Raw genomic sequence first — 22,438 nt, forward strand, 5'->3', positions numbered from 1 at the left:
GTTACCCAGGACAGCAGCCTTGAAGTAGGTGCTGGCGGCATCACACTTCAGCTCGCCACAAAATTCGGCGGCGACACCAGCTCGACGGTCTGCTGCTTGCGCGGCGCCAGGATCTCGGCTTCACCCGCGACCACCAGCTCGTCGTTCTGGTTGTAGACGTTGGTGGCGATGCGCACCTTGAACTTGGGCAGCTTCTCGAGGATCTCCAGGCGCACGGTCAGGGTGTCGCCAATTTTCACCGGCTTCTGGAAGCTCATCTGTTGGCCCAGGTAGATGGTGCCAGGGCCAGGCAGTGTGCAGGCCACTGCAGCACTGATCAGCGCGCCGCTGAACATGCCATGGGCAATACGTTCGCGGAACATGCTCTTGGCGGCGAATTCGGCATCCAGGTGAACCGGGTTGTGGTCACCGGACATCGCAGCGAACAGCTGGATGTCGCGTTCTTCAACGGACTTCTTGTACTCGGCCGTCTGGCCGACTTCGAGGGCTTCGTAAGGCGTGTTGGTGACCTGGGACATCGATGCTTCCTTAAGCGTTGGGCGAGGGCGGCTATCATTCACTGCGCGCAGGGCGGCCAAGGGCCAGCGCCTGCTCAAGCCAGCAGAGAATATCGGCGATGACCTCGCCACGGTTGATTTCGTTGAGTACTTCATGCCGCGCCTCCGGGTAGACGCGCAGCTGTACATGTCGGTTGCCGGTCGCGCGCAGGGCGTCGGCCAGATGGGTGAGACGCTTGCCGGCACTGACCGGATCACATTCACCGCCAATCACCAGCATCGGCAGGTTGGGATCGATCTGCGCGAGGTTACCCGGCTGACTGATCTGCGCCAAGCCTTGCAGCAGGTCGAGCCACAACTGGTTGGTGCAGCGAAAGCCGCACAACGGGTCGTTCACGTACTGATCGACCTCGCCCGGGTCGCGGCTGAGCCAGTCGAAGGCTGTGCGATTGGGCTTGAAGGCGCTGTTGAACGAACCGAAGGACAACCATTCGATCAGTGCACTCTTGCCCAGTGGCCCCTGGCGCCAGGATTCCAGCCGGGCAATCAGCCGCGCAAAGCGGTACAGCACGGCCGGTTGGTAGTTGGAACCGCTGAGGATCGCCCCGTGCAGGCTGCCACTGTGATGCAGCAGGTACGCCTGGGCGATATAGCTTCCCATGCTGTGGCCGAACAGGAACAGCGGCGTGCACGGGTACTGCTGGCCGATATGCTGGGCCACACATCCCAGGTCGTTGACCACGGCATTCCAGCCATGATGGCGGGCGAACAGGCCGAGGTTGCCCAGTTCGGCAGTGCGCCCGTGGCCACGCTGATCGGCAGCGAACAGGGCAAAGCCGGCCTCGCTCAGGGCCTGGCCCAGGCGCTGGTAGCGCCCGGCATGCTCGGCCATGCCATGGGCCAGCAGCACCACGGCCTTTACCGGTGTGGCCGGCAGCCATTGGTGTACGTACAGGCTGCAGTGCTCACTGGCGGGCAGCCAGAAGGCGTCGTGAGGCATGGCGGGTCCTTGTGCGCGCGGTTACCCGAACAGTGTATGCACAACCGGCCGGATTGCAGGAGGGGCACAAATAAGATTCACAATGTTAATGGCGGCACTTGGCGTATATGCCACCTTGGGTTTACCTGCTAACGTCGAATCAACGCCTTTTCGCCGGCAGGCGGTCAGGTAAAGGACTAAAGGACGCAGTGCAGGTCCAGGCAGAGGAACAATAATAAATGCAAGCCGACTTCTGGAATGACAAGCGCCCGGCAGGCGTGCCTTCCACCATCGACATCAATGCCTACGCCTCGGTGGTCGAGGTGTTCGAGCGCTCCTGCAAGCGTTTTGCCGACCGCCCGGCGTTCAGCAACCTGGGCGTGACCCTCAGCTACGCGGAACTGGAGCGCCATTCGGCAGCCTTCGCTGCCTGGTTGCAGCAGCACACTGACCTCAAACCGGGTGAGCGCATCGCCGTGCAGATGCCCAATGTGCTGCAGTACCCCATCGCCGTATTCGGTGCCATGCGCGCCGGGCTGATCGTGGTCAATACCAACCCGCTGTACACCGAGCGCGAGATGCGCCACCAGTTCAAGGACAGTGGCGCGCGTGCGCTGGTGTACCTGAACATGTTCGGCAAGCGCGTGCAGGAGGTGCTGCCCGATACCGGTATCGAGTACCTGATCGAGGCAAAGATGGGCGACCTGCTGCCGGCCGCCAAGGGCTGGCTGGTCAACACCGTGGTCGACAAGTTGAAGAAGATGGTGCCGGCCTACCGGTTGCCCCAGGCGGTGCCGTTCAAGCAGGTGCTGCGCGAGGGCCGCGGGCTGTCGCCCAAACCGGTGTCGCTGAACCTCGATGACATCGCGGTGCTGCAGTACACCGGCGGCACCACCGGCCTGGCCAAGGGCGCCATGCTCACCCATGGCAACCTGGTGGCCAACATGCTGCAGGTGCTGGCCTGCTTCTCGCAGCACGGCCCCGATGGGCAGAAGCTGCTGAAGGACGGCCAGGAGGTGATGATCGCGCCGCTGCCGCTGTACCACATCTATGCCTTCACCGCGAACTGCATGTGCATGATGGTCACCGGCAACCATAACGTGCTGATTACCAACCCGCGGGATATTCCCGGCTTCATCAAGGAGCTGGGCAAGTGGCGTTTCTCTGCCTTGCTGGGCCTCAATACCTTGTTTGTCGCACTGATGGACCACCCGGGCTTCCGTCAGCTGGACTTCTCGGCGCTGAAGGTCACCAACTCTGGTGGCACAGCGCTGGTCAAGGCCACCGCCGAGCGCTGGGAAGACCTTACCGGGTGCCGCATCGTAGAAGGCTATGGCCTGACAGAGACCTCGCCGGTGGCCAGCACCAACCCCTACGGCCAGCTGGCGCGTCTGGGTACGGTGGGCATCCCCGTGGCGGGTACTGCGTTCAAGGTCATCGATGATGATGGCAACGAACTGCCGCTGGGCGAGCGGGGCGAGCTTTGCATCAAAGGCCCGCAGGTCATGAAGGGTTACTGGCAGCAGCCCGAGGCAACGGCCCAGGCACTGGATGCAGAAGGCTGGTTCAAGACCGGTGATATCGCGGTGATCGACCCGGACGGCTTCACCCGCATCGTCGACCGCAAGAAGGACATGATCATCGTCTCGGGCTTTAACGTATACCCCAACGAAATCGAGGATGTGGTGATGGGGCACCCCAAGGTCGCCAACTGTGCGGCTATCGGCGTGCCGGACGAGCGTTCCGGCGAGGCGGTCAAGCTGTTCGTGGTGCCGCGCGAGGGGGGGCTGAGCGTTGATGAGCTGAAGGCCTACTGCAAGGCCAACTTCACCGGCTACAAAGTACCCAAGCACATCGTGCTGCGCGAATCGTTGCCCATGACGCCGGTGGGCAAGATTTTGCGGCGGGAGTTGCGCGATATAGCGTGATACCGGGATGGCTTCTTCGCGGGTAAACCCGCTCCTACACCGCCAATGTAGGAGCGGGTTTACCCGCGAATGCCTCTAAACCGCTCTAAAAGGCCATATACAGCCTTATCTGCGACATTTTGGATAATTACTCTAAAAATGACCTGTATTGTTCATTGAGTCATTTTTGTGACCGCAAGGCCTGTTTTGGCCTCTAGGCGACCCCAGACAAAGCTGTTACTCTCGGCCCGCTTCCAGATGATCCGGTTTGCAACGAACCGTCATCTCATATCAATAATAAGCGCATCGACGCGTGAATCGAACTTCGCTGTTGCTGAAGGAGTGGGCTTCCATGATCGAAAATTTTTGGAAGGATAAGTACCCAGCCGGGATTACGGCGGAAATCAATCCTGACGAATTCCCCAATATCCAGGCGGTACTCAAGCAATCCTGCCAACGCTTTGCCGACAAACCGGCCTTTAGCAACCTGGGCAAGACTATCACTTATGGCGAGTTGTATGCGTTGTCGGGGGCGTTTGCCGCCTGGCTGCAGCAGCATACCGACCTCAAGCCGGGTGACCGCATTGCCGTGCAACTGCCCAATGTCCTGCAATACCCGGTCGCGGTCTTCGGTGCCATGCGTGCCGGGCTGATCGTGGTCAACACCAACCCGCTGTACACCGCGCGGGAGATGGAACACCAGTTCAACGACTCGGGTGCCAAGGCCCTGGTGTGCCTGGCCAACATGGCCCACCTGGCCGAAAAAGTGGTGCCCAAAACCCAGGTCAGGCACGTTATCGTCACCGAAGTGGCCGACCTGCTGCCGCCACTCAAGCGCCTGCTGATCAACAGCGTGATCAAGTACGTGAAGAAGATGGTGCCGGCCTACAACCTGCCGCAGGCCGTGCGTTTCAATGACGCCCTGGCGCTGGGCAAGGGCCAGCCAGTGACCGAGGCCAACCCGCAGGCCAACGACGTGGCGGTGCTGCAATACACCGGCGGTACCACCGGCGTGGCCAAAGGCGCCATGCTGACCCATCGCAACCTGGTGGCCAACATGCTGCAGTGCCGGGCACTGATGGGCGCCAACCTGCACGAAGGCTGCGAAATCCTCATCACTCCGCTGCCGCTTTACCACATCTATGCGTTTACCTTCCATTGCATGGCGATGATGCTGATCGGCAACCACAACGTGCTGATCAGCAACCCGCGAGACTTGCCGGCGATGGTCAAGGAACTGGGCAAGTGGAAGTTCAGCGGCTTTGTGGGCCTTAACACCCTGTTCGTCGCCTTGTGCAATAACGAGGCGTTCCGAGCCCTGGATTTCTCGGCGCTGAAAATCACCCTGTCGGGCGGCATGGCCTTGCAGCTAAGCGTGGCCGAGCGCTGGAAGGCCGTTACCGGTTGCGCCATCTGCGAAGGCTACGGCATGACCGAAACCAGCCCGGTGGCGGCGGTGAACCCGTCGGAAGCGAACCAGGTGGGCACCATCGGTATTCCGGTGCCGTCGACCTTGTGCAAGGTCATCGACGACGCCGGCAATGAGCTGCCGCTTGGCGAAGTGGGCGAGCTGTGTGTCAAGGGCCCGCAGGTGATGAAGGGCTACTGGCAGCGTGAAGATGCCACGGCCGAGATTCTCGACAGCGAAGGCTGGCTGAAGACCGGTGACATCGCCGTGATCCAGGCGGACGGCTACATGCGCATCGTCGACCGCAAGAAAGACATGATCCTGGTCTCGGGCTTCAACGTGTACCCCAACGAGCTGGAAGACGTGTTGGCGGCCTTGCCGGGCGTGCTGCAGTGCGCTGCCATCGGTGTGCCGGACGAGAAGTCGGGTGAAGTGATCAAGGTCTTCATCGTGGTCAAGCCGGGCATGACCGTGACCAAGGAGCAGGTGATGGAGCACATGCGTGCCAACGTCACCGGTTACAAGGTACCGCGCCACATCGAGTTCCGCGATTCGCTGCCTACCACCAACGTGGGCAAGATCCTGCGCCGCGAACTGCGTGATGAAGAGCTCAAGAAGCAAGGCTTGAAGAAGATCGCCTGACCATAAGCCTGCACGCTCAGTGTGGGAGCGGCCTGGTGTCGCGAAAGGGCCGCGAAGCGGCCCTGGGGTTTCGGCGGCGATGCAACAATGGCTGGGGGCGCTCTGCGCCCCTTTCGCGACACAAGGCCCCACAATAAGATGCGGCGCCGTCTTCAGACACTGTGAGCCCCTGTAGGAGCGGGTTTACCCGCGAATGCGGTAGTGGCGACAACGGTGAACGGCGGGTGGAGAAGGGTCAGCAGGGCCGGCCCTTTCGCGGTAAACCCGCGCCTACATCCGCGCAACTCAGCGCAGCTTCTCGAGCATCTGGTAGTACCACATCCCCGCCGCCAGCAGCGGGTTCCCCAGCAAGTCCCCCATCGGCACTCGCACATGCTTGCACTGGGCAAAGGTGTCGAACTTCTCCAGCGTGCCGGTCAGCGCTTCGGCCATGATCTCGCCCATGATGTGGCTGGTGGCAATGCCGTGCCCCGAGTAACCCTGGCAGTACCACACGTTGTCCGACAGCTTGCCCAGCTGCGGGATGCGGTTGACCACGATGCCCATGGCGCAGCTCCACTGGAACTCGATCGGCACCCCCTTCAATGCCGGGAAGGTGCGTTCGATGCAGGGGCGCAATTCGCCTTCGATGTCGCGTGAATCCTTGCCTGAGTAGTTGGCGCCGCCGCCGAACAGCAGGCGCTTGTCGGCCGTCAGGCGGTAGTAGTCGAGGACGAAGCGGCAGTCGTACACCGCCAGGTCCTGCGGGTTGATCTGCTCGGCCAGTTCACCCAGCGGCGCGGTGGTGACGATACCGCCCATGGCCGGGAAGATCTTGCCCTTGAGCTGGCGCTTTTCCAGCTTGTGATACACATCGCCGGCCAACATCACCTGGCGTGCCTCCACCCGGCCGTGGGCGGTAACCACCGCCGGGCGCGGGCCATGGACGATGTCCAGCACTTCGGAATTTTCGAATATCAGTGCACCCAGGCCATGTGCGGCACGGGCTTCACCCAGGCACAGGTTGAGTGGGTGCAGGTGCAGGTTGCGCAGGTTCTTCAACGCACCCAGATAAAGCGGGCTTTGCAGATGCTCCGCCACTGCAGCGCGGTCGAGCAGTTGCACCTGCTCGCCCATGCCGCGGCGCTGTGCTTCGGCCTCGAATGCACGCAGTTCGTTCATGTGCGAAGGTTTCATCGCGGCATGCAAATGGCCACGCTTGAGGTCGCAATCGATGCCATAGCGCGCCACGCGCTGTTCGATCACCTGGTGCCCGCGCCAGCGCAAGTGCCAGATGAAATCGTCCACTTCGGCGCCCAGGTGGTTGCGCATCTGCGAGCGCATGGCCTCGTCGCCCGACAGGCTGCCGGTGACCTGGCCGCCGTTGCGACCGCTGGCGCCCCAGCCGATACGGTTGGTTTCGACGATGGCGACCTTCAGGCCGCGCTCGGCCAGTTCAACCGCTGTGGCCACGCCCGTAAAGCCACCGCCGATGATTGCCACATCCACCTGCACCGTGCCTTTGAGTTGCGGGTACTCGCTGTGGTCGTTGAGGGTGGCGCTGTAATAGGACGGCGCGCGCTGCGCCGGGCCGTTGTTCAATGCTGCGTTCATGGGTGTTCCTTGTTTTGTAGGGGCTCAGGCCTGGTGCAGGTACCAGCGCCAGTCCTGTTCGCTGACTTCAGCCATGAACTGGCGGTACTCGGCGCGCTTGACCTTCAGGTACACGCCAAGGAAGTCTTCGCCCAGTGCTTCACGGGCCCATTCGGAATGTTGCAGGGCGTCGAGGGTGGTCAGCCAGTCGGTGGGCAGGTGTTCGGTGGCCTGAGCGTAACCGTTGCCTTCAACGGGGGCACCTGGGTCAAGCTGTTCGCGGATGCCGCGGTGGCTGGCAGCAAGGATCGCCGCTGCAGCCAGGTAAGGGTTGGCATCCGCGCCACAGATGCGGTGCTCCACATGGCGACTGTTGGCAGGGCCTCCTGGCACACGCAGGCTCACGGTGCGGTTGTCCACGCCCCAGGTTGGCGCCAGGGGCGCATAGCTGTTGGCCTGGAAACGTCGGTACGAGTTGGCGTTGGGGCAGAACAGCAGCAGCGAGTCGCGCAGGTGGCGCAGCATGCCGGCCACGGCCTGGCGCAGCAGCGGGGTGCCGGCCTTGTCTTCGCTGGCGAACAGGTTGCTGCCGGCGCTGTCGGCCAGGCTCAGGTGCATGTGCATGCCGGTGCCGGCCAGTTGGGCAAATGGCTTGGCCATGAAGCAGGCCTGCATGCCGTGGGCATGGGCCACACCTTTTACCAGGCGCTTGTAGCGCACCGCCTGGTCCATCGCCTGCAGCGCATCGCCGTGCTCCAGGGTGATTTCCACCTGGCCGGGGGCGTACTCGGAAATGGCCGTGCGCGCCGGGATGCCTTGGGCCTTGCAGGCAGCGTACAGGTCGGCGAGGAACGGTTCGATCTGCTCCAGTTCGCGCAGGCCATAGACCTGGGTGCTGCGTGGGCGACCGCCATCGTTGTCCAGTGCCGGTTGTGGGCGGCCCTGGGCATCACGCTGCTGGTCAAGCAGGTAGAACTCCAGCTCGCAGGCCATCACCGGGTGGTAACCATCGGCCTTCAACGCTTCGATGGTGCGCAGCAGCACATGGCGTGGGTCAGCGATGCTGGCCGGCAGCCCCTCGCTGGGGTGCATGCTTACCTGCACTGCAGCGGTTGGCACCCGGCGCCAGGGCAGCCGCACCAGGCTGCCGTCCAGCGGGTAGGCACGGCAGTCGATATCGCCTACGTCCCACACCAGGCCGGAGTTTTCCACGTCGTCGCCATTGAGGGTCAGGCCAAGGATGGTGCTGGGCAGTGGCCGGCCTGTCTGGTACACGGCCAGCAGTTCCTCGCGGTGCAACAGCTTGCCGCGTGGCACACCGTTGGCGTCAAGGATGAACAGTTCGAACAGCTCGATATCGGGGTTGTCGGCCAGAAAACGGGTAGCCTGCTCTACAGGGGCAAAGTGCATGATCAATTCGCTCATAGGCGCGCAGGGCCACCGCGCAAGCAGGTGGCCCAGTTGAGTCAAACGGCCAGACGGTGGCCGGGTTTGGTCACAATGGCGTGAGCGAGGTGTCCGGTGGGCGCGCGTGACGGCAGTGCCACAAGGCCCAGAAGGCGAGGATGATATGGACCAGCGGATTTTCCCCGGCACGGCTCCGGGCCTTCGGTAGCGAAGGGCGGGACGACGGTGGGGCGATAGGCTGGGCGGGAGTCATGCCTTTGATACTCACATGCGGCGTAAGGTTGATTAAAGCAGTGAATGGCAACCTTTACATCGCACTTGGCTAAACATTCGTGGTGAAAGCACCACGGTCAATGTGGAGTGGCCTTGCGTCGCGAAAGGGCTGCGTAGCGGGCCCCGGCCATCAGCGATCACGCAGAAATTGCTGGGCCGCTTTGCGGCCCTATCGCGACACAAGGCCGCTCCCACAGGGAGCGTGCAGGCAGCAGAGAATCCGCAAATCTGCGACAATCGCCCGACTTTCCGAATGCCGATCATGAAAAAGCAGGCTCACCTGCATCACTAAAAAGCCCCATGACTGACCACGCCATCGACAAACTGCTGCAAAACCTCGACCACGCCATGATTGCCGACCGCCATCGCCTGCGCCGGCAACTGCACGAACTGCGCAAGCGCCCCGATGAGGCGAAGCTGGCGCAGTGGGTGGAGAAGGTCCAGGCCTCCTGCGCTCAGGTCACCGCGCGTCAGCAGAGCGTGCCGACCGTACGCTACGACGACAACCTGCCCATCGCCGCCAAGCGTGACGAAATCAAGAAGGCCCTGGCCGAAAACCAGGTGTTGGTGATCGCCGGCGAGACCGGCTCTGGCAAGACGACCCAGTTGCCGAAAATCTGCCTGGAACTTGGCCGTGGCAGCCATGGGTTGATCGCCCATACCCAGCCACGCAGGATCGCAGCGCGTAGCGTGGCCGCGCGAGTCGCCGAAGAGCTGGGCACGCCCTTGGGCGCGCTGGTCGGCTACCAGGTGCGTTTCGAAGACCAGAGCGATTCCAATACCTTGGTCAAGCTGATGACCGACGGCATCCTCCTGGCCGAAACCCAGCACGACCGTTTCCTTGAACGCTACGACACGATCATCGTCGACGAAGCGCACGAGCGCAGCCTGAACATCGACTTCCTGCTCGGCTACCTGAAAACGTTGCTGCATCGTCGACCGGACCTGAAGCTGATCATCACCTCGGCCACCATCGACCTGGAGCGCTTCTCCAGGCACTTCGACGGTGCGCCGATCATCGAGGTGTCCGGGCGCACCTTCCCGGTGGACACCTGGTACCGCCCGCTGACCAGCGAACAGGACGAGGAAGGCAACCAGATCGAGGATGACCTCACCGTCGATCAGGCCATCCTTGCCACCCTCGACGAGCTGGCGCAGCACGAGCGTAGCGAGGGCAAGGGGCCGGGCGATGTGCTGATCTTCCTGCCGGGCGAGCGGGAAATCCGTGATGCCGCCGAGATCCTGCGCAAGGCGCAACTGCGCCATACCGAGATTTTGCCGCTGTACGCGCGCCTGTCGCCGGCCGAGCAGCAGCGTATCTTCCAACCGCACACCGGGCGCCGCGTGGTGCTGGCCACCAACGTCGCCGAAACCTCGCTGACCGTGCCTGGCATCCGCTATGTGATCGACACCGGTACCGCTCGCATCAGCCGCTACAGCTACCGCGCCAAGGTCCAGCGCCTGCCGATCGAGGCGGTGTCACAGGCCAGTGCCAACCAGCGTAAAGGCCGTTGCGGCCGGGTCGAGCCGGGCATTTGCGTGCGTCTCTACAGCGAAGAGGACTTCAACAGCCGGCCAGCGTTTACCGACCCGGAGATTCTGCGCACCAACCTGGCGGCGGTGATCCTGCAGATGTTGCACCTGCGCCTGGGCGCAATCGATGCCTTCCCGTTCATCGAGCCGCCGGATGGCAAAGCCATCAGCGACGGCTTCAACCTGTTGCAGGAGCTTTCGGCGGTTAACCGCGAGAACCAGCTGACGCCAATTGGCCGCCAGCTGGCGCGCTTGCCGATCGACCCGCGGCTGGGCCGCATGCTGCTTGAAGGCGCGCGCCTGGGCAGCCTGCAGGAAGTGCTGATTGTCACCAGTGCGCTGTCGGTGCAGGACCCGCGTGAACGCCCTCCAGAACGCCAGCAGGCCGCCGACCAGGCGCACGCACAGTGGAAGGACGTGGACTCGGACTTCGCTGCGCTGGTCAACCTGTGGCGCGGCTTCGAGGAACAACGCCAGGCGCTGACTGCCAACCCGCTGCGCAACTGGTGCCGCAAGCAGTTCCTGAACTACTTGCGGCTGCGCGAGTGGCGCGATGCTCATCGTCAGTTGGCGCTGATTTGCCGTGACCTGCAGCTGACGGTGAACAAGGAACCGACTGATTACCAGAAGATGCACAAGGCAATCCTCAGCGGGCTGCTCAGCCAGATTGGCCAGAAGACCGAAGAGGGCGACTACCAGGGCGCCCGCCAGCGGCGCTTCTGGGTGCATCCATCGTCGGGCCTGGGACGCAAGCGCCCGCAGTGGGTCATGGCTGCCGAGCTGGTCGAAACCACCAAGCTGTATGCGCGCATGGTGGCCAAGATCGAGCCGGACTGGATCGAGCCGCTGGCCGGTCACCTGATCAAGAAAAACCATTTCGAGCCGCACTGGGAGAAGAAGCGCGGGCAGGTGGTGGCCTACGAGCAGATCACGCTCTACGGGCTGATCCTGGTCGGCCGTCGGCCGGTGCACTACGGCCCGATCGACCCGGCGACCTCGCGCGAGCTGTTTATCCGTGAAGGCCTGGTGGGTGGCGAAATCCAGTCGCGGGCCAAGTGCCTGGCGGCCAACAAACGCCTGCTTGAAGCGCTGGACGAGCTGGAAGCCAAGGCTCGCCGGCGTGACATTCTGGCTGACGAAGAAACGCTGTACGCTTTCTACGAAGCGCGCCTGCCGGCGGAAATCCACCAGACGGCGACCTTCGACAGTTGGTACCGCATGGGCAGCCAGAAGGACGCCAACCTGCTGATCATGCGCGAGGAGGACGTGCTGGCCCGCGAGGCCAGCGAAGTGACCGCCGCACAGTACCCCGACAGTATGCAGGTGGGCGATTTGCGCCTGCCGCTGAGCTACCACTTCGAGCCCGGCCACCCCCGCGATGGTGTGACGGTGCGGGTGCCGGCGCCGCTGTTGCCGAGCCTGCCGGGCGAGCGCCTGGAGTGGCTGGTGCCGGGCCTGCTGGAGGCCAAGTGCGTGGCGCTGGTGCGCAACCTGCCCAAGGTCCTGCGCAAGAACTTTGTCCCGGTACCTGACTTCGTCAAGGCTTCGCTGGCGCGCATGACCTTCGGCCAAGGGGCGCTCCCGCAGGCCCTGGGCCAGGAGCTGCTGCGCATGACCGGTGCACGTGTGTCGGATGAGGCCTGGGACGAGTCGGTCAACCAGGTCGAAGGCCACCTGCGCATGAACATCGAAGTGGTCGATGGCCAGGGCAAGTTCCTTGGCGAAGGCCGCGACCTGGCGGAACTGACCGCGCGCTTTGCTGCCGCCAGCCAGGCTGCCCTGGCCGTGCCGCGTGACGCCAAGGGTGAGCAGCCGGTGCAGGCCAAGGCCTTCAGCGAAGTGAAGCAGACCGCCCAGCAGAAGATCGCCGGCCTGTCGATGACCGTGTACCCGGCGCTGGTGGAAGACAACGGCACTGTGCGTGAGGGGCGTTTCTCGACCCAGGCCGAAGCCGAGTTTCAGCACCGCCGCGCCTTGCAACGGCTGTTGCTGCAGCAACTGGCCGAGCCGGCCAAGTTCCTGCGCGGCAAGCTGCCGGGGCTGACCGAGCTGGGCCTGCTGTACCGCGAAATGGGGCGGGTCGAGGCGCTGGTCGAAGACATTCTGCTGGCCAGCCTGGACAGTTGCATCCTTGAAGGCGAACAACCGTTGCCACGTGATGGCGCGGCCTTGGCCGCGCTGGCTGAACGCAAGCGCGGCAGCTGGGCCGAGCATGCCGAGCGCCTGGCAAGGCAGACCCTGGAAGTGCTGAAGCTGTGGCATGGGCTGCAGAAGCGCTTCAAGGGCAAGATCGACCTGAGCCAAGCGGTGGCGCTGAACGACATCAAGCAGCAGCTGGGCAACCTGGTGTACCCGGGCTTCGTGCGCGAAACGCCTGGGGTGTGGTTCAAGGAGTTGCCGCGTTACCTCAAGGCGGTTGAGTTGCGCCTCGAGAAACTCGGCTCGCAAGTACAGAAGGACCGGGTGTGGAGCGGCGAGCTGGCCAATTTGTGGGCGCAGTACAAGGCCCGTGCCGACAAGCATGCCCAGGAAGGCAAGCGCGATGAGCAACTGACTGTGTACCGTTGGTGGCTGGAAGAATATCGCGTGTCGCTGTTCGCCCAGCAGTTGGGGACCAAGGTGCCGATTTCTGACAAGCGATTGAGCAAACAATGGAGTCAGGTGGAAGGCTAACCTCTATTATTTGTGGCAAACTTTGGGGCGTTTGGGGCCGCTTTGCGGCCCTTGGCGGGTGAGCCCGCCTTGCGGGGGTAAACGTAGGCCCCTGAATTGGCACTAAAGTGCCATTAACCTGTCATGTTTCCAGCCAGCGCCCTGTGGCGGTGGCCTTTGACCAGAGGAACGACCGTGCATAACGTCGTGATCAGCGGCACCGGCCTGTACACCCCGGCCCAGAGCATTTCCAACGAAGAGCTGGTGGCTTCCTTCAACGCCTGGTCGCAGCAGTTCAACCAGGACAACGCTGCCGCCATCGAGCGCGGTGAAGTCGAGGCGGCGCCGCTCTCCGACGCGGCGTTTATCGAAAAGGCTTCGGGCATCAAGAGCCGCTTTGTCATGGACAAGGCCGGTATCCTCGACCCGCAGCGCATGAAGCCGCGCTTGCCCGAGCGCAGCAACGATGAACCGTCGATGCTGTGTGAAATGGCCGTGGCCGCTGCCCGCCAGGCCCTGGAGCGCGCAGGCCGAACGGCGGCCGATGTCGACGGGGTGATCGTCGCCTGCTCCAACTTGCAGCGCCCGTACCCGGCCATCGCCATCGAAGTGCAACAGGCACTGGGTGTCCAGGGCTTTGCCTTCGACATGAACGTGGCCTGCTCGTCGGCCACCTTCGGTATCCAGACCGCCGCCAACAGCGTAGCGCTGGGCCAGGCGCGGGCGGTGCTGATGGTCAACCCCGAAGTGTGCACCGGCCACCTCAACTTCCGTGACCGCGACAGCCATTTCATTTTTGGCGATGCCGCCACCGCCGTGTTGCTGGAGCGTGCCGACCAGGCCACTTCGGCGCACCAGTTCGACATCGTCAGCAGCAAGCTCTGGACTGAGTTCTCCAACAACATCCGCAACAACTTCGGCTTCCTCAACCGTGCGGCGGAAGAGGGTGAAGGCGCTGCGGACAAGCTGTTCATCCAGGAAGGCCGCAAGGTGTTCCGCGAGGTGTGCCCGAAGGTGGCCGAGCTGATCGGGGAACACCTGCAGGAGAATGGGCTGCAACCGGGCGACGTGAAGCGCTTCTGGCTGCACCAGGCCAACCTCAGCATGAACCAGTTGATCGTCAAGAAACTGTTGGGGCGTGAAGTGGCCGAGGAAGAGGCACCGGTGATTCTGGACCGTTACGCCAATACCAGCTCGGCGGGGTCGGTGATTGCCTTCCACCTGTACCAGGATGACCTGGCCAAAGGCTCGTTGGGCGTGTTGAGCTCGTTTGGTGCGGGGTATTCGATTGGTAGTGTGATTCTGCGCAAGCGCTGATTCATCAGGCGCCTGTTACGGCCTCTTCGCGGGCTTGCCCGCTCCCACAGGTACAGCACAGTTCTCAAGGTCTGTGGTGATTCTGTGGGAGCGGGCAAGCCCGCGAAGGGGCCGGCGCATTTCACACAGGCAAAAAGAAGCGGGAAACGCCGGATGGGGTCGGCGTTTCCCGCTTCAAGTGAAGCAGAGCAGGGTGTTGCTTAGAACTTGGCTTCCAGGTCTACCTGCAGGGTGTCGACGTCAGCATTGCTGTTCGGCAGCTGCGACAGGTCGGTCTTGGCCATCAGGTAGGCAGCACCCAGGGAGAAGTTCTTGTCGATTTCGTAACCGACCTTGAACTTGTGACCGCGCGAACCGGTGTAGCCGTTGCCGAAGTCCGAATCGGTGAACAGGCTGACTACCGCGTTACGCTGCACATCGCGGTAGTTGTAGTCCAGGCTCCAGGCACCCATTTTGGTTTTCAGGCCAGCCAGCCAGGCCTGATCTTCGCCGTCGGTGCTGTCGGTGTTCTTCACGTACTGGCCATAGGCCGACAACGGAATGGCCAAGCCAGTGAAGTCGATCTGGCCAAAGCCTTCCACCAGATTGAACTCGTTAGTGGTGTTGCCGAACGACTGCAGGATGGCGGCTTCCTTGTCGTTGTCGTAACCATAGATGCTGGCACCCACGGTGAGCTTGAGCACGTCGGCCGGCGCGAACTTGGCGCCCAACTGGCCGTGGTAGACCTGTGCATCGTGCTTGTACTGGACGCCGTCACCATCGACGTTGTCCTTCAAGGTGTACTGACCGGCGCTGGCAAACACTTCGGCCCCGCCCAGGTCAGCCTTGTAGGTGGCCGCTACACCTTCCGGGTTGATGTCGCTATCCCAGATGATGTCGCCCATGCTCACCCAAGGCTGTTGCATCTTGCCGCCAATCAGGTGCAGGTTAGGGACTGCAGTCGGGTGCCAGTCGAGGTAGGCCAGGTCGACCCACAGCGACTTCTTGTCGAAGTAGTTGTCGAAGCTCTGGTTGGTCGAACGTCGGTCAGCGCTGCTGCCAGTGGCGATACGAACCCCAGCGTCAACCTGCGGGTTGATCTCGCTGTAGAAGCCGACACGGGCACGTACTCGCTGGCGGTCCTGGTTGCCGCTGCTGCTGTTCGGATCGTCGACGTTGACGTCTTCGTAACGCAGGCGCACGTCACCCTTGATCTGGGTCTTGGCGGCCCATGCCACTTTTTGTTCAAAGGAGCTCATACGTTCGGACTGAGCTTTCTGGTCGGCCTTTTCCTTGGTTTCTTTTGCCAGGTCGCCCTGCAGTTCGTTGTACTGCGCCTGGTTGATCGAGCCATTGGCGCGGAGCATTTCGAGCAGCTTGGCGTCGACAGCAGCACTGGCCGGGGCACTCAGGGCCAGCATCATGCCGGTGAGGCTTACTCCGGTAAGTGTGGAAACAAGACGCATAAGGTTCTCCCTACTGAAAAAAATGGGGGAGGCTCAAGCGCCTGCCCCTGCGTTGGCATGTCTTCGGAAAGGGCCTGAATAGACAGGTTCTAGGGTTCCGGAAAACAGGCGCAAGTATTGCGGGGGCCAATGACAGATTAATGTCTGATTAGTGGCACTGTTGTTAAGTAATTGAGAATTAAAGGGCCCACCCGGCGTTCGTCATTTGAGCGACGGGCCTTCCTTGGGGATACTGACGGTCTTCAGAGAGCGAGCCGAAAACGTGACCAGCCTGTACAGCCTTGCCCACCTGCGTGATCTGCCGACGGCCACCTGGGATGCCCTTGTGCCAGCCGGCCAGCCCTTCCTGCGCCATGCTTTTCTCAGTGCAATGGAGGACAGCGGCAGCGTGGCGCGCAACACTGGCTGGGCCGCCGAGCACCTGGTGCTGGAGCGAGGCGGGCAGGTGCGGGCGCTGTTGCCCGCGTACCGCAAATGGCACTCGTTTGGCGAGTATGTGTTCGATCATGGTTGGGCCGATGCGTGTGAGCGGGCCGGTATCGCCTACTACCCAAAACTGCTTGGCGCTGTGCCGTTCAGTCCGGTCAGCGGCCCACGGCTGCTGGCGGCCGATCCGGCTGACGGCTTGTTGATGCTGCAGGCCCTGCCGGAGTATCTGGGCAAGGGTGGGCTGTCCGGAGCGCACATCAACTTCACCGACCCGGCGCTGGACGCGCAGTTGGCGGGCCTGCCTGGGTGGATGGAACGCCTGGGTTGCCAGTTTCACTGGCAAAACCGGGGGTATCGCGACTTCCAGGACTTTCTCGACAGCCTCAGCTCGCGCAAGCGCAAGCAGATGCGCAAGGAGCGCGAGCAGGTGGCGGGGCAGGGTATCGACTTCCGCTGGTACCGCGGTGATGAACTGGACGAGGCACAGTGGGATTTCGTCTTTCTGTGCTATGCCAACACCTATGCGGTGCGCCGTCGTGCCCCCTACCTGACGCGCGAATTTTTCAGTCTGCTGGCCGAGCGGATGCCCGAGGCGGTGCGCGTGGTGATGGCCCGCCAGGGTGGGCGTGATGTGGCCATGGCCTTGAGCCTGGTGGGCGGCGACAGCCTGTTTGGCCGCTACTGGGGCTGCCTGGATGAGTTCGACCGGCTGCATTTCGAGACGTGTTTCTACCAGGGCATGGACTTTGCCATTGCCGAGGGTTACCAGCGTTTCGATGCCGGGGCACAGGGCGAGCACAAATTGATACGCGGGTTCGAGCCGGTGTTGACGCGGTCGTGGCATTACCTGCTGCACCCGGGGTTGCGGCGGGCGGTGGAGGATTTTCTGCTGCAGGAACGGGAAGGGGTCAAGGGGTATGCCGAGGAGGCGCGGGGGATGTTGCCCTACCGCCGGGACTGAGAGATCTGTGTTGCCTGTGCCGGCCTTTTCGCGGGTAAACCCGCTCCTACAACGATAGCGAACCTGTGTAGGAGCGGGTTTACCCGCGAAAAGGCCGCACAGGTGTCAATCGACCCCGACAAAACCTCCGGTCTGGTGGTGCCACAACCGGGCATACAGCCCTTGCTGCTCCAGCAACTCACTGTGGCTGCCACTCTCCACAATTCGCCCCTTGTCCAGCACCACCAGCCGGTCCATACGGGCAATGGTGGAAAGCCGGTGGGCAATGGCGATTACCGTCTTGCCCTGCATCAGCGTCTCCAGGCTTTCCTGGATCGCCGCTTCTACTTCCGAATCCAGCGCCGAGGTGGCCTCGTCCATGATCAGGATCGGCGCGTTCTTCAGCAGCACCCGTGCAATGGCGATACGCTGGCGCTGGCCACCCGACAGCTTGACCCCGCGTTCGCCCACATGGGCATCGAAACCGGTGCGGCCCTGGGCATCCGAAAGCTGTGGGATGAACTCGTCAGCCCGCGCGCGGCGCACAGCTTCGTGCAGTTCTGCATCGCTGGCACCGGGCCGGCCGTACAGCAGGTTTTCGCGGATCGAACGGTGCAGCAGCGACGTATCCTGGGTGATCATGCCGATCTGTGCACGCAGGCTGGCCTGGCTCACCTTGGCAATGTCCTGGCCGTCGATGAGGATGCGCCCACCCTGCACGTCGTACAGGCGCAACAGCAGGTTGACCAGGGTCGACTTGCCTGCCCCGGACGGGCCGATCAAACCGATTTTCTCGCCCGGGCGGATGTCCAGGTTGAGCCCTTCTATGACATTGGTGGCCTTGCCGTAATGGAAGTCGACCTCATCGAAACGCACCGCGCCGCGGCTGACCTTCAGTGCCGGCGCATTGGGCAGGTCGGTGACGGTGACTGGCTGGGCTATGGTCTGCAGGCCGTCCTGCACCATGCCGATGTTCTCGAAAATGCCGTTGACCACCCACATGATCCAGCCCGACATGTTGACGATGCGGATCACCAGGCCAGTGGCCAGGGCGATGGCGCCCACGGTGATCAGCGATTGACTCCACAGCCACAGGGCAAGGCCGGTGGTGGCGACCACCAGCAAGCCATTGAGGGTGGTGATGACCACGTCCATGCTGGTGATCACCCGGGAGGCCAGCTGAGTTTTCTCGGTCTGCTCGCGGATTGCCTCACGCGCATACTGCTGTTCGTAGTCGGTATGGGCAAACAGCTTCAGCGTTGCGATGTTGGTGTAGCCGTCGACGATACGCCCCATCAGCTTGGAACGTGCGTCCGAAGACACCACCGAGCGCTCCTTGACCCGTGGCACGAAGTAGAACAGCGCTGCAATGTAGCTGACGATCCACGCCAGCAGCGGCAGCATCAGGCGCCAGTCGGCCTCGGCGAACAACACCAGCGAGGTGATGGCGTAGATCAGCACATGCCATAGCGCGTCCACCGCCTGCACGGCGGAATCGCGCAGCGAGTTGCCGGTCTGCATGATGCGCTGGGCAATACGCCCGGCGAAGTCGCTCTGAAAGAAGTTCAGGCTCTGCTTGAGCACATAGGTATGGTTTTGCCAGCGGATCAGGCTGGTCATGCCGGGGTTGATGGTCTGGTGCACCAGCAGGTCGTGCAGGCCGAAGAACAATGGCCGCAGCAGCAGAATCACCACCAGCATCCAGATCAGCTCGCCGCTGTGCTCGCTGAAGAAGTTGGCATTGGGCGTACCTTGGGCCAGGTCGATGATCCGGCTGAGGTAGCTGAACATCGCCACCTCGATCAGCGAGGCGACCAGGCCGACCACCAGCAGGGCCACGAAGCTGGGCCACACCTGGCGCAGGTAATACAGGTAGAACGGCCACACCGTGCTCGGGGGGGCTTCGCTCGGTGCCTCGCGGAAAATATCGATCAGTCTTTCGAAACGGCGGTACAGCATGGGCGACAACACTCCTGTTCGTCCGACCTTCAGGCGGTTTCACATCCTTGTGAAGCCTGCGGTCAGTCGATACGTTTGGCGGACTTGATATAGACCGGATCGGCCGGTACGTCGCGCATGCCTTTTTTGATGGTGGTCGGCGAGTTGACGATCTGATCGACCACTTCCATGCCTTTGGTCACCTTGCCGAACACGGCATAACCGGCGTCGCGGCCTGGGTTGAGGAAGTCGTTGTCGGCGACGTTGATGAAGAACTGGCTGGTGGCCGAGTTCGGGTTGGACGTGCGCGCCATCGACAGGGTGCCGCGGGTGTTCTGCAGGCCGTTGCTGGCCTCGTTCTTGATCGGGGCCTTGGTATCTTTTTGCACCATCTGGTCAGTGAACCCACCGCCCTGGACCATGAACCCCGGGATCACGCGGTGGAAGATGGTGTTGTTGTAGAAGCCGCTGTCGACGTACTCCAGGAAGTTCTTGGTACTGAGCGGTGCCTTCTCGGCGTTCAGCTCGATTTCGACCTGGCCGAAGCTGGTGTCCAGCAGGACGTGCGGGGTCTTGTCGGACGCCATGACACTGGTGGCAAAGGCGACCGAGCAGGCGGTGAGCAGGAGTTTTTTCAGCATGGGCTCAAAGATCCTTGAGAGGTGGAAGCGGCTGCGAGGAACTGCAGCAGGGTCTGGTTGAAGACCTCGGGTTGATCGAGGGGTGTAGCGTGCCGGGAATCGTCGACGACGACCAGCCTGGCGTTGGGTATGAGGGCGACATAGCGCTGTTTCAGTTGTATCGGCGTGTAATCGTGGTCGGCGGCGATCACCAGGGTAGGACAGTGAATCTGCCCGATGCGTTCCTGCACGCCCCAGTCGACGATGGCGTCGAAGCTTTTCAGGTAGGCGCGCTTGTCGTTGCGCGCCCAGCGCTGGGCCATCTTCTGTCGCAGGTCTGCTTGTTGTGGTTTGGGGAACAGCCGCTCGGCCAGCCCCTTGCCGACGGTTTCGACACTGAGGATGCGCGCCAGGCTCCAGCGCTTGAGCCACCACGCCCAGTCACTGCGGGTGCGGCGCTTGACCTCAGGGGCGCTGTTGACGATGCACAGGCTGCGCAACCATTGAGGGTGGTCGACGGCAAACTGGAAGCCGACCATGCCGCCCATGGACAGGCCGACGAAGTGCACCGGGCCTGTGTGCAAGTGTTCGAGCAGGGCCAGCAGGTCGGCACTGAAGGTGGCGATCTGGTAACCGTCAGCGGGTTTGTCGGAGCGACCGTGGCCGCGGATGTCCATGAGTATCACCCGGTAGTGGCGGCTGAACAGCGGCACCTGCAACTCCCAATCCTGGCAGCTGGAGCCCAGGCCGTGCAGCAACACCAGGGGTTCGCCCTGGCCATATTCCTCGTAATGCAGCGTGCATCCTTCGTGTTCGAAATAGGCCATGGGCGCGGTCCTCTCAGGCTTGTGGGGGGGCTGCGAAGGGCACGTCCAGTGGCGCGGTGTCGAAATTGCGCAGCAGGTCGATGAGAATCTGCGTGGCCGGGCCCAGGGTCTTCTCTTTGCTCGAGTAAAGGTAGAACAGTGGGTGGCGGCTGCCACCCTGATCCAGCGGCAATGGCCTGAGCACGCCTTCGCGCAGTTCGCGCTCGATCATGTGACGGGGCAGCCAGGCAAAACCCAGGCCGCTGCTGACGAAGGTGGCGGCGGTGCCCAGGCTGCCGACGGTCCAGCGCTGCTCTGCGCCCAGCCAGCCGACGTCGCGCGGTTGGGCGCGGCCGGAGTCGCGGATCACCACCTGCAGCTGGCTTTCCAGGTCCTGGAAGGTCAGTTCGCGTCCCAGGCGGTGCAGGCTGTGCTCGGGGTGAGCGACGGCGATGAATTCCACTGCGCTCAATTCGGCGCCCAGGTAGCCGCCGATGCTGTAGCTGCTGATGGCCAGGTCGGCGATGCCTTCGTGCATCACTTCCTCCACGCCAGACAGCACTTCTTCACGCAGGCGCACCCGGCAGCCGCGGCTTTGTGGCATGAATGCAGCCAGCGCGCGTACCAGACGGGCGCTGGGGTAGGCGGCATCGACCACCAGGCGCACCTCGGCTTCCCAGCCTTGTTCCATGTGGTGGGCCAGGTCTTCGAGCTGGCTGGCCTGCTTGACCAGGTGGCGCGAGCGGCGCAGCAGCACATTGCCGGCCTCGGTCAGCACCGCCTTGCGGCCATCGATGCGCAACAGCGGGACGCCCAGCTGCTCCTGCATGCGGGCCACGGTGTAGCTGACCGATGACTGCGAGCGGTGCAAGGCCTCGGCGGCCTGGGCAAACCCGCCGTGATCGACCACTGCTTGCAGGGTTCGCCACTGGTCAAGGGTTACGCGCGGCGCTTTCATCTTTCGCTCCTGTTGTCCTAAGCTGCGCTCTTTCAAGGAGAGCGGCCCATGAAGAAATGTTGTGCGGCAATACTGATGTGCCTGCCCCTCGGGGCCATGGCTTATCCCATCGATGTGGAGAAGGAGCTGACCGGGGTCAAGCTCGACTACACCGCCTATGACACGGCCTATGACATTGGCGCCATCACCCTCAACAACTATGGGCAGGTCCCGGCTGCATGCAAGGTGACCTTCCGCAATGGCCCGGAGGCACCGCGGGTGCGCCGTGTGAACGTACCGGCAGGTAAAAGCGTCGATGTCACTGCCAAATTCAATCGGCAAATCATCAAACTGCGGATCGCCTTGAACTGCAGTGCGGAATAAACTGATTAATCGATAGATTGGACCCACTTTTTACGCTTTTTTATCGATAGGTCAAGCCTTAATCTCACCTCCATCGAATCGCACCCTTTTTTGCCGATGGAGGCACCCCATGTCCCGCGTACTGATCATCGAAAGCAGCGCCCGCCAGCAGGATTCCGTTTCCCGTCAGCTGACCAAGGACTTCATCCAGCAATGGCAGGCTGCCCACCCGGCCGATCAGATCACTGTGCGCGACCTGGCAGTAAGCCCGGTACCCCACCTGGACGCGAACCTGCTGGGCGGCTGGATGAAACCCGAAGAACAGCGCAGCGCCGCCGAACTGGAGGCCTTGGCCCGTTCCAACGAACTGACGGATGAGTTGTTGGCTGCCGACGTGCTGGTGATGGCTGCGCCCATGTACAACTTCACCATCCCCAGCACCCTGAAAGCCTGGCTGGACCATGTGCTGCGTGCCGGCATCACCTTCAAATACACCCCGACCGGCCCGCAAGGCCTGCTGACCGGCAAGCGCGCCATCGTCCTGACTGCCCGCGGCGGCATCCATGCGGGTGCCAGCAGTGACCATCAGGAACCGTACCTGCGCCAGGTCATGGCTTTCATCGGCATCCACGATGTCGACTTCATCCATGCCGAAGGCCTGAACATGAGCGGCGAGTTCCACGAGAAGGGCGTCAACCAGGCCAAGGCCAAGTTGGCAGCGGTGGCCTGAGGCTTCACGAATTCCCAAACCTGACACCTGTTTTTGCTCCTTT

The 22,438-nt window shown here is 62.5% G+C and carries 16 protein-coding genes; 7 read left to right on the forward strand and 9 right to left on the reverse strand.

Annotation, left to right across the window (positions count from 1 at the left end; genetic code table 11):
- Window positions 1–47: 47 nt before the first annotated feature.
- Together REH59_RS06955 and REH59_RS06960 are read right to left on the reverse strand one after the other, a co-directional pair.
- Window positions 48–518, reverse strand: coding sequence for a MaoC family dehydratase (locus tag REH59_RS06955; RefSeq protein ID WP_014755701.1), 471 nt, complete (start codon window positions 516–518; stop codon window positions 48–50).
- A 34-nt stretch (window positions 519–552) separates the two neighbouring features.
- Window positions 553–1,497 carry an alpha/beta hydrolase gene (locus REH59_RS06960; protein WP_014860682.1) on the reverse strand — a complete coding sequence of 315 codons (945 nt, stop codon included), beginning with the start codon at window positions 1,495–1,497 and terminating at the stop codon, window positions 553–555.
- Window positions 1,498–1,715: 218 nt separating this feature from the next.
- On the opposite strand from REH59_RS06960, the gene fadD2 reads away from it, so the two are divergent.
- Both fadD2 and fadD1 read left to right on the forward strand, forming a co-directional pair.
- Window positions 1,716–3,404 carry a long-chain-fatty-acid--CoA ligase FadD2 gene (fadD2, locus tag REH59_RS06965; protein ID WP_010955224.1) on the forward strand — a complete coding sequence of 563 codons (1,689 nt, stop codon included), beginning with the start codon at window positions 1,716–1,718 and terminating at the stop codon, window positions 3,402–3,404.
- A 331-nt stretch (window positions 3,405–3,735) separates the two neighbouring features.
- Window positions 3,736–5,433, forward strand: a complete 1,698-nt coding sequence (fadD1, locus tag REH59_RS06970; RefSeq protein WP_003254620.1) for a long-chain-fatty-acid--CoA ligase FadD1 — start codon at window positions 3,736–3,738, stop codon at window positions 5,431–5,433.
- A gap of 285 nt (window positions 5,434–5,718) precedes the next feature.
- Here the strand turns inward: fadD1 and REH59_RS06975 are convergent, their stop codons facing one another.
- Together REH59_RS06975 and REH59_RS06980 are read right to left on the reverse strand one after the other, a co-directional pair.
- Window positions 5,719–7,026 carry an NAD(P)/FAD-dependent oxidoreductase gene (locus REH59_RS06975; protein ID WP_003254619.1) on the reverse strand — a complete coding sequence of 436 codons (1,308 nt, stop codon included), beginning with the start codon at window positions 7,024–7,026 and terminating at the stop codon, window positions 5,719–5,721.
- Window positions 7,027–7,050: 24 nt separating this feature from the next.
- Complete coding sequence (locus REH59_RS06980) at window positions 7,051–8,415, reverse strand: glutamine synthetase family protein (RefSeq protein WP_121784239.1); 1,365 nt, start codon at window positions 8,413–8,415, stop codon at window positions 7,051–7,053.
- A 570-nt stretch (window positions 8,416–8,985) separates the two neighbouring features.
- Here REH59_RS06980 and hrpA point away from each other — a divergent pair.
- Window positions 8,986–12,891: an ATP-dependent RNA helicase HrpA gene (gene hrpA, locus REH59_RS06985; protein WP_014859464.1), complete on the forward strand. Its 3,906-nt coding sequence runs from the start codon at window positions 8,986–8,988 to the stop codon at window positions 12,889–12,891.
- Between the two features lie 174 nt (window positions 12,892–13,065).
- Window positions 13,066–14,187, forward strand: coding sequence for a beta-ketoacyl-ACP synthase III (locus tag REH59_RS06990; RefSeq protein ID WP_014859465.1), 1,122 nt, complete (start codon window positions 13,066–13,068; stop codon window positions 14,185–14,187).
- 200 nt (window positions 14,188–14,387) lie between these two features.
- Here the strand turns inward: REH59_RS06990 and REH59_RS06995 are convergent, their stop codons facing one another.
- Window positions 14,388–15,632, reverse strand: coding sequence for a putative porin (locus REH59_RS06995; protein WP_003254615.1), 1,245 nt, complete (start codon window positions 15,630–15,632; stop codon window positions 14,388–14,390).
- Window positions 15,633–15,894: 262 nt separating this feature from the next.
- On the opposite strand from REH59_RS06995, the gene REH59_RS07000 reads away from it, so the two are divergent.
- A complete protein-coding gene (locus REH59_RS07000) occupies window positions 15,895–17,022 on the forward strand; it encodes a GNAT family N-acetyltransferase (RefSeq protein ID WP_014859466.1) in 1,128 nt (375 codons plus the stop codon).
- Window positions 17,023–17,127: 105 nt separating this feature from the next.
- Here REH59_RS07000 and REH59_RS07005 read toward each other — a convergent pair whose 3' ends face one another.
- The 4 genes from REH59_RS07005 to REH59_RS07020 form a co-directional block, all read right to left on the reverse strand.
- On the reverse strand, window positions 17,128–18,960 hold the full coding sequence (locus REH59_RS07005; protein WP_003254613.1) for an ABC transporter ATP-binding protein: 1,833 nt from the start codon (window positions 18,958–18,960) through the stop codon (window positions 17,128–17,130).
- A gap of 62 nt (window positions 18,961–19,022) precedes the next feature.
- Window positions 19,023–19,580, reverse strand: coding sequence for a peptidylprolyl isomerase (locus tag REH59_RS07010; protein WP_003254612.1), 558 nt, complete (start codon window positions 19,578–19,580; stop codon window positions 19,023–19,025).
- Window positions 19,574–20,386: an alpha/beta fold hydrolase gene (locus tag REH59_RS07015; RefSeq protein ID WP_003254611.1), complete on the reverse strand. Its 813-nt coding sequence runs from the start codon at window positions 20,384–20,386 to the stop codon at window positions 19,574–19,576. The genes REH59_RS07010 and REH59_RS07015 overlap by 7 nt, the downstream gene beginning before the upstream one ends.
- A gap of 13 nt (window positions 20,387–20,399) precedes the next feature.
- Window positions 20,400–21,323, reverse strand: a complete 924-nt coding sequence (locus REH59_RS07020) for a LysR family transcriptional regulator (protein ID WP_014859467.1) — start codon at window positions 21,321–21,323, stop codon at window positions 20,400–20,402.
- A 48-nt stretch (window positions 21,324–21,371) separates the two neighbouring features.
- On the opposite strand from REH59_RS07020, the gene REH59_RS07025 reads away from it, so the two are divergent.
- Window positions 21,372–21,686, forward strand: a complete 315-nt coding sequence (locus tag REH59_RS07025) for a hypothetical protein (protein WP_012051530.1) — start codon at window positions 21,372–21,374, stop codon at window positions 21,684–21,686.
- A 109-nt stretch (window positions 21,687–21,795) separates the two neighbouring features.
- The gene (locus REH59_RS07030) at window positions 21,796–22,395 is read left to right on the forward strand and encodes an FMN-dependent NADH-azoreductase (RefSeq protein WP_003254608.1); all 600 of its coding nucleotides are present in this window, start codon (window positions 21,796–21,798) and stop codon (window positions 22,393–22,395) included.
- Window positions 22,396–22,438 lie beyond the last annotated feature (43 nt).

The organism is Pseudomonas sp. BO3-4, from assembly GCF_034044115.1.
GTDB classification, from domain to species: domain Bacteria; phylum Pseudomonadota; class Gammaproteobacteria; order Pseudomonadales; family Pseudomonadaceae; genus Aquipseudomonas; species Aquipseudomonas alloputida.

Excerpts from the sequence above, each read along its gene's own strand:
- hrpA (WP_014859464.1), top strand. The coding sequence starts at position 8,986 with ATGACTGACCACGCCATCGACAAACTGCTGCAAAACCTCGACCACGCC.
- REH59_RS06980 (WP_121784239.1), bottom strand. The coding sequence starts at position 8,415 with ATGCACTTTGCCCCTGTAGAGCAGGCTACCCGTTTTCTGGCCGACAAC.
- REH59_RS07015 (WP_003254611.1), bottom strand. The coding sequence starts at position 20,386 with ATGGCCTATTTCGAACACGAAGGATGCACGCTGCATTACGAGGAATAT.
- fadD1 (WP_003254620.1), top strand. The coding sequence starts at position 3,736 with ATGATCGAAAATTTTTGGAAGGATAAGTACCCAGCCGGGATTACGGCG.
- REH59_RS06960 (WP_014860682.1), bottom strand. The coding sequence starts at position 1,497 with ATGCCTCACGACGCCTTCTGGCTGCCCGCCAGTGAGCACTGCAGCCTG.
- REH59_RS06975 (WP_003254619.1), bottom strand. The coding sequence starts at position 7,026 with ATGAACGCAGCATTGAACAACGGCCCGGCGCAGCGCGCGCCGTCCTAT.
- REH59_RS06995 (WP_003254615.1), bottom strand. The coding sequence starts at position 15,632 with ATGCGTCTTGTTTCCACACTTACCGGAGTAAGCCTCACCGGCATGATG.
- REH59_RS07030 (WP_003254608.1), top strand. The coding sequence starts at position 21,796 with ATGTCCCGCGTACTGATCATCGAAAGCAGCGCCCGCCAGCAGGATTCC.
- REH59_RS07010 (WP_003254612.1), bottom strand. The coding sequence starts at position 19,580 with ATGCTGAAAAAACTCCTGCTCACCGCCTGCTCGGTCGCCTTTGCCACC.
- REH59_RS06955 (WP_014755701.1), bottom strand. The coding sequence starts at position 518 with ATGTCCCAGGTCACCAACACGCCTTACGAAGCCCTCGAAGTCGGCCAG.
- REH59_RS07005 (WP_003254613.1), bottom strand. The coding sequence starts at position 18,960 with ATGCTGTACCGCCGTTTCGAAAGACTGATCGATATTTTCCGCGAGGCA.
- REH59_RS07020 (WP_014859467.1), bottom strand. The coding sequence starts at position 21,323 with ATGAAAGCGCCGCGCGTAACCCTTGACCAGTGGCGAACCCTGCAAGCA.
- fadD2 (WP_010955224.1), top strand. The coding sequence starts at position 1,716 with ATGCAAGCCGACTTCTGGAATGACAAGCGCCCGGCAGGCGTGCCTTCC.
- REH59_RS07025 (WP_012051530.1), top strand. The coding sequence starts at position 21,372 with ATGAAGAAATGTTGTGCGGCAATACTGATGTGCCTGCCCCTCGGGGCC.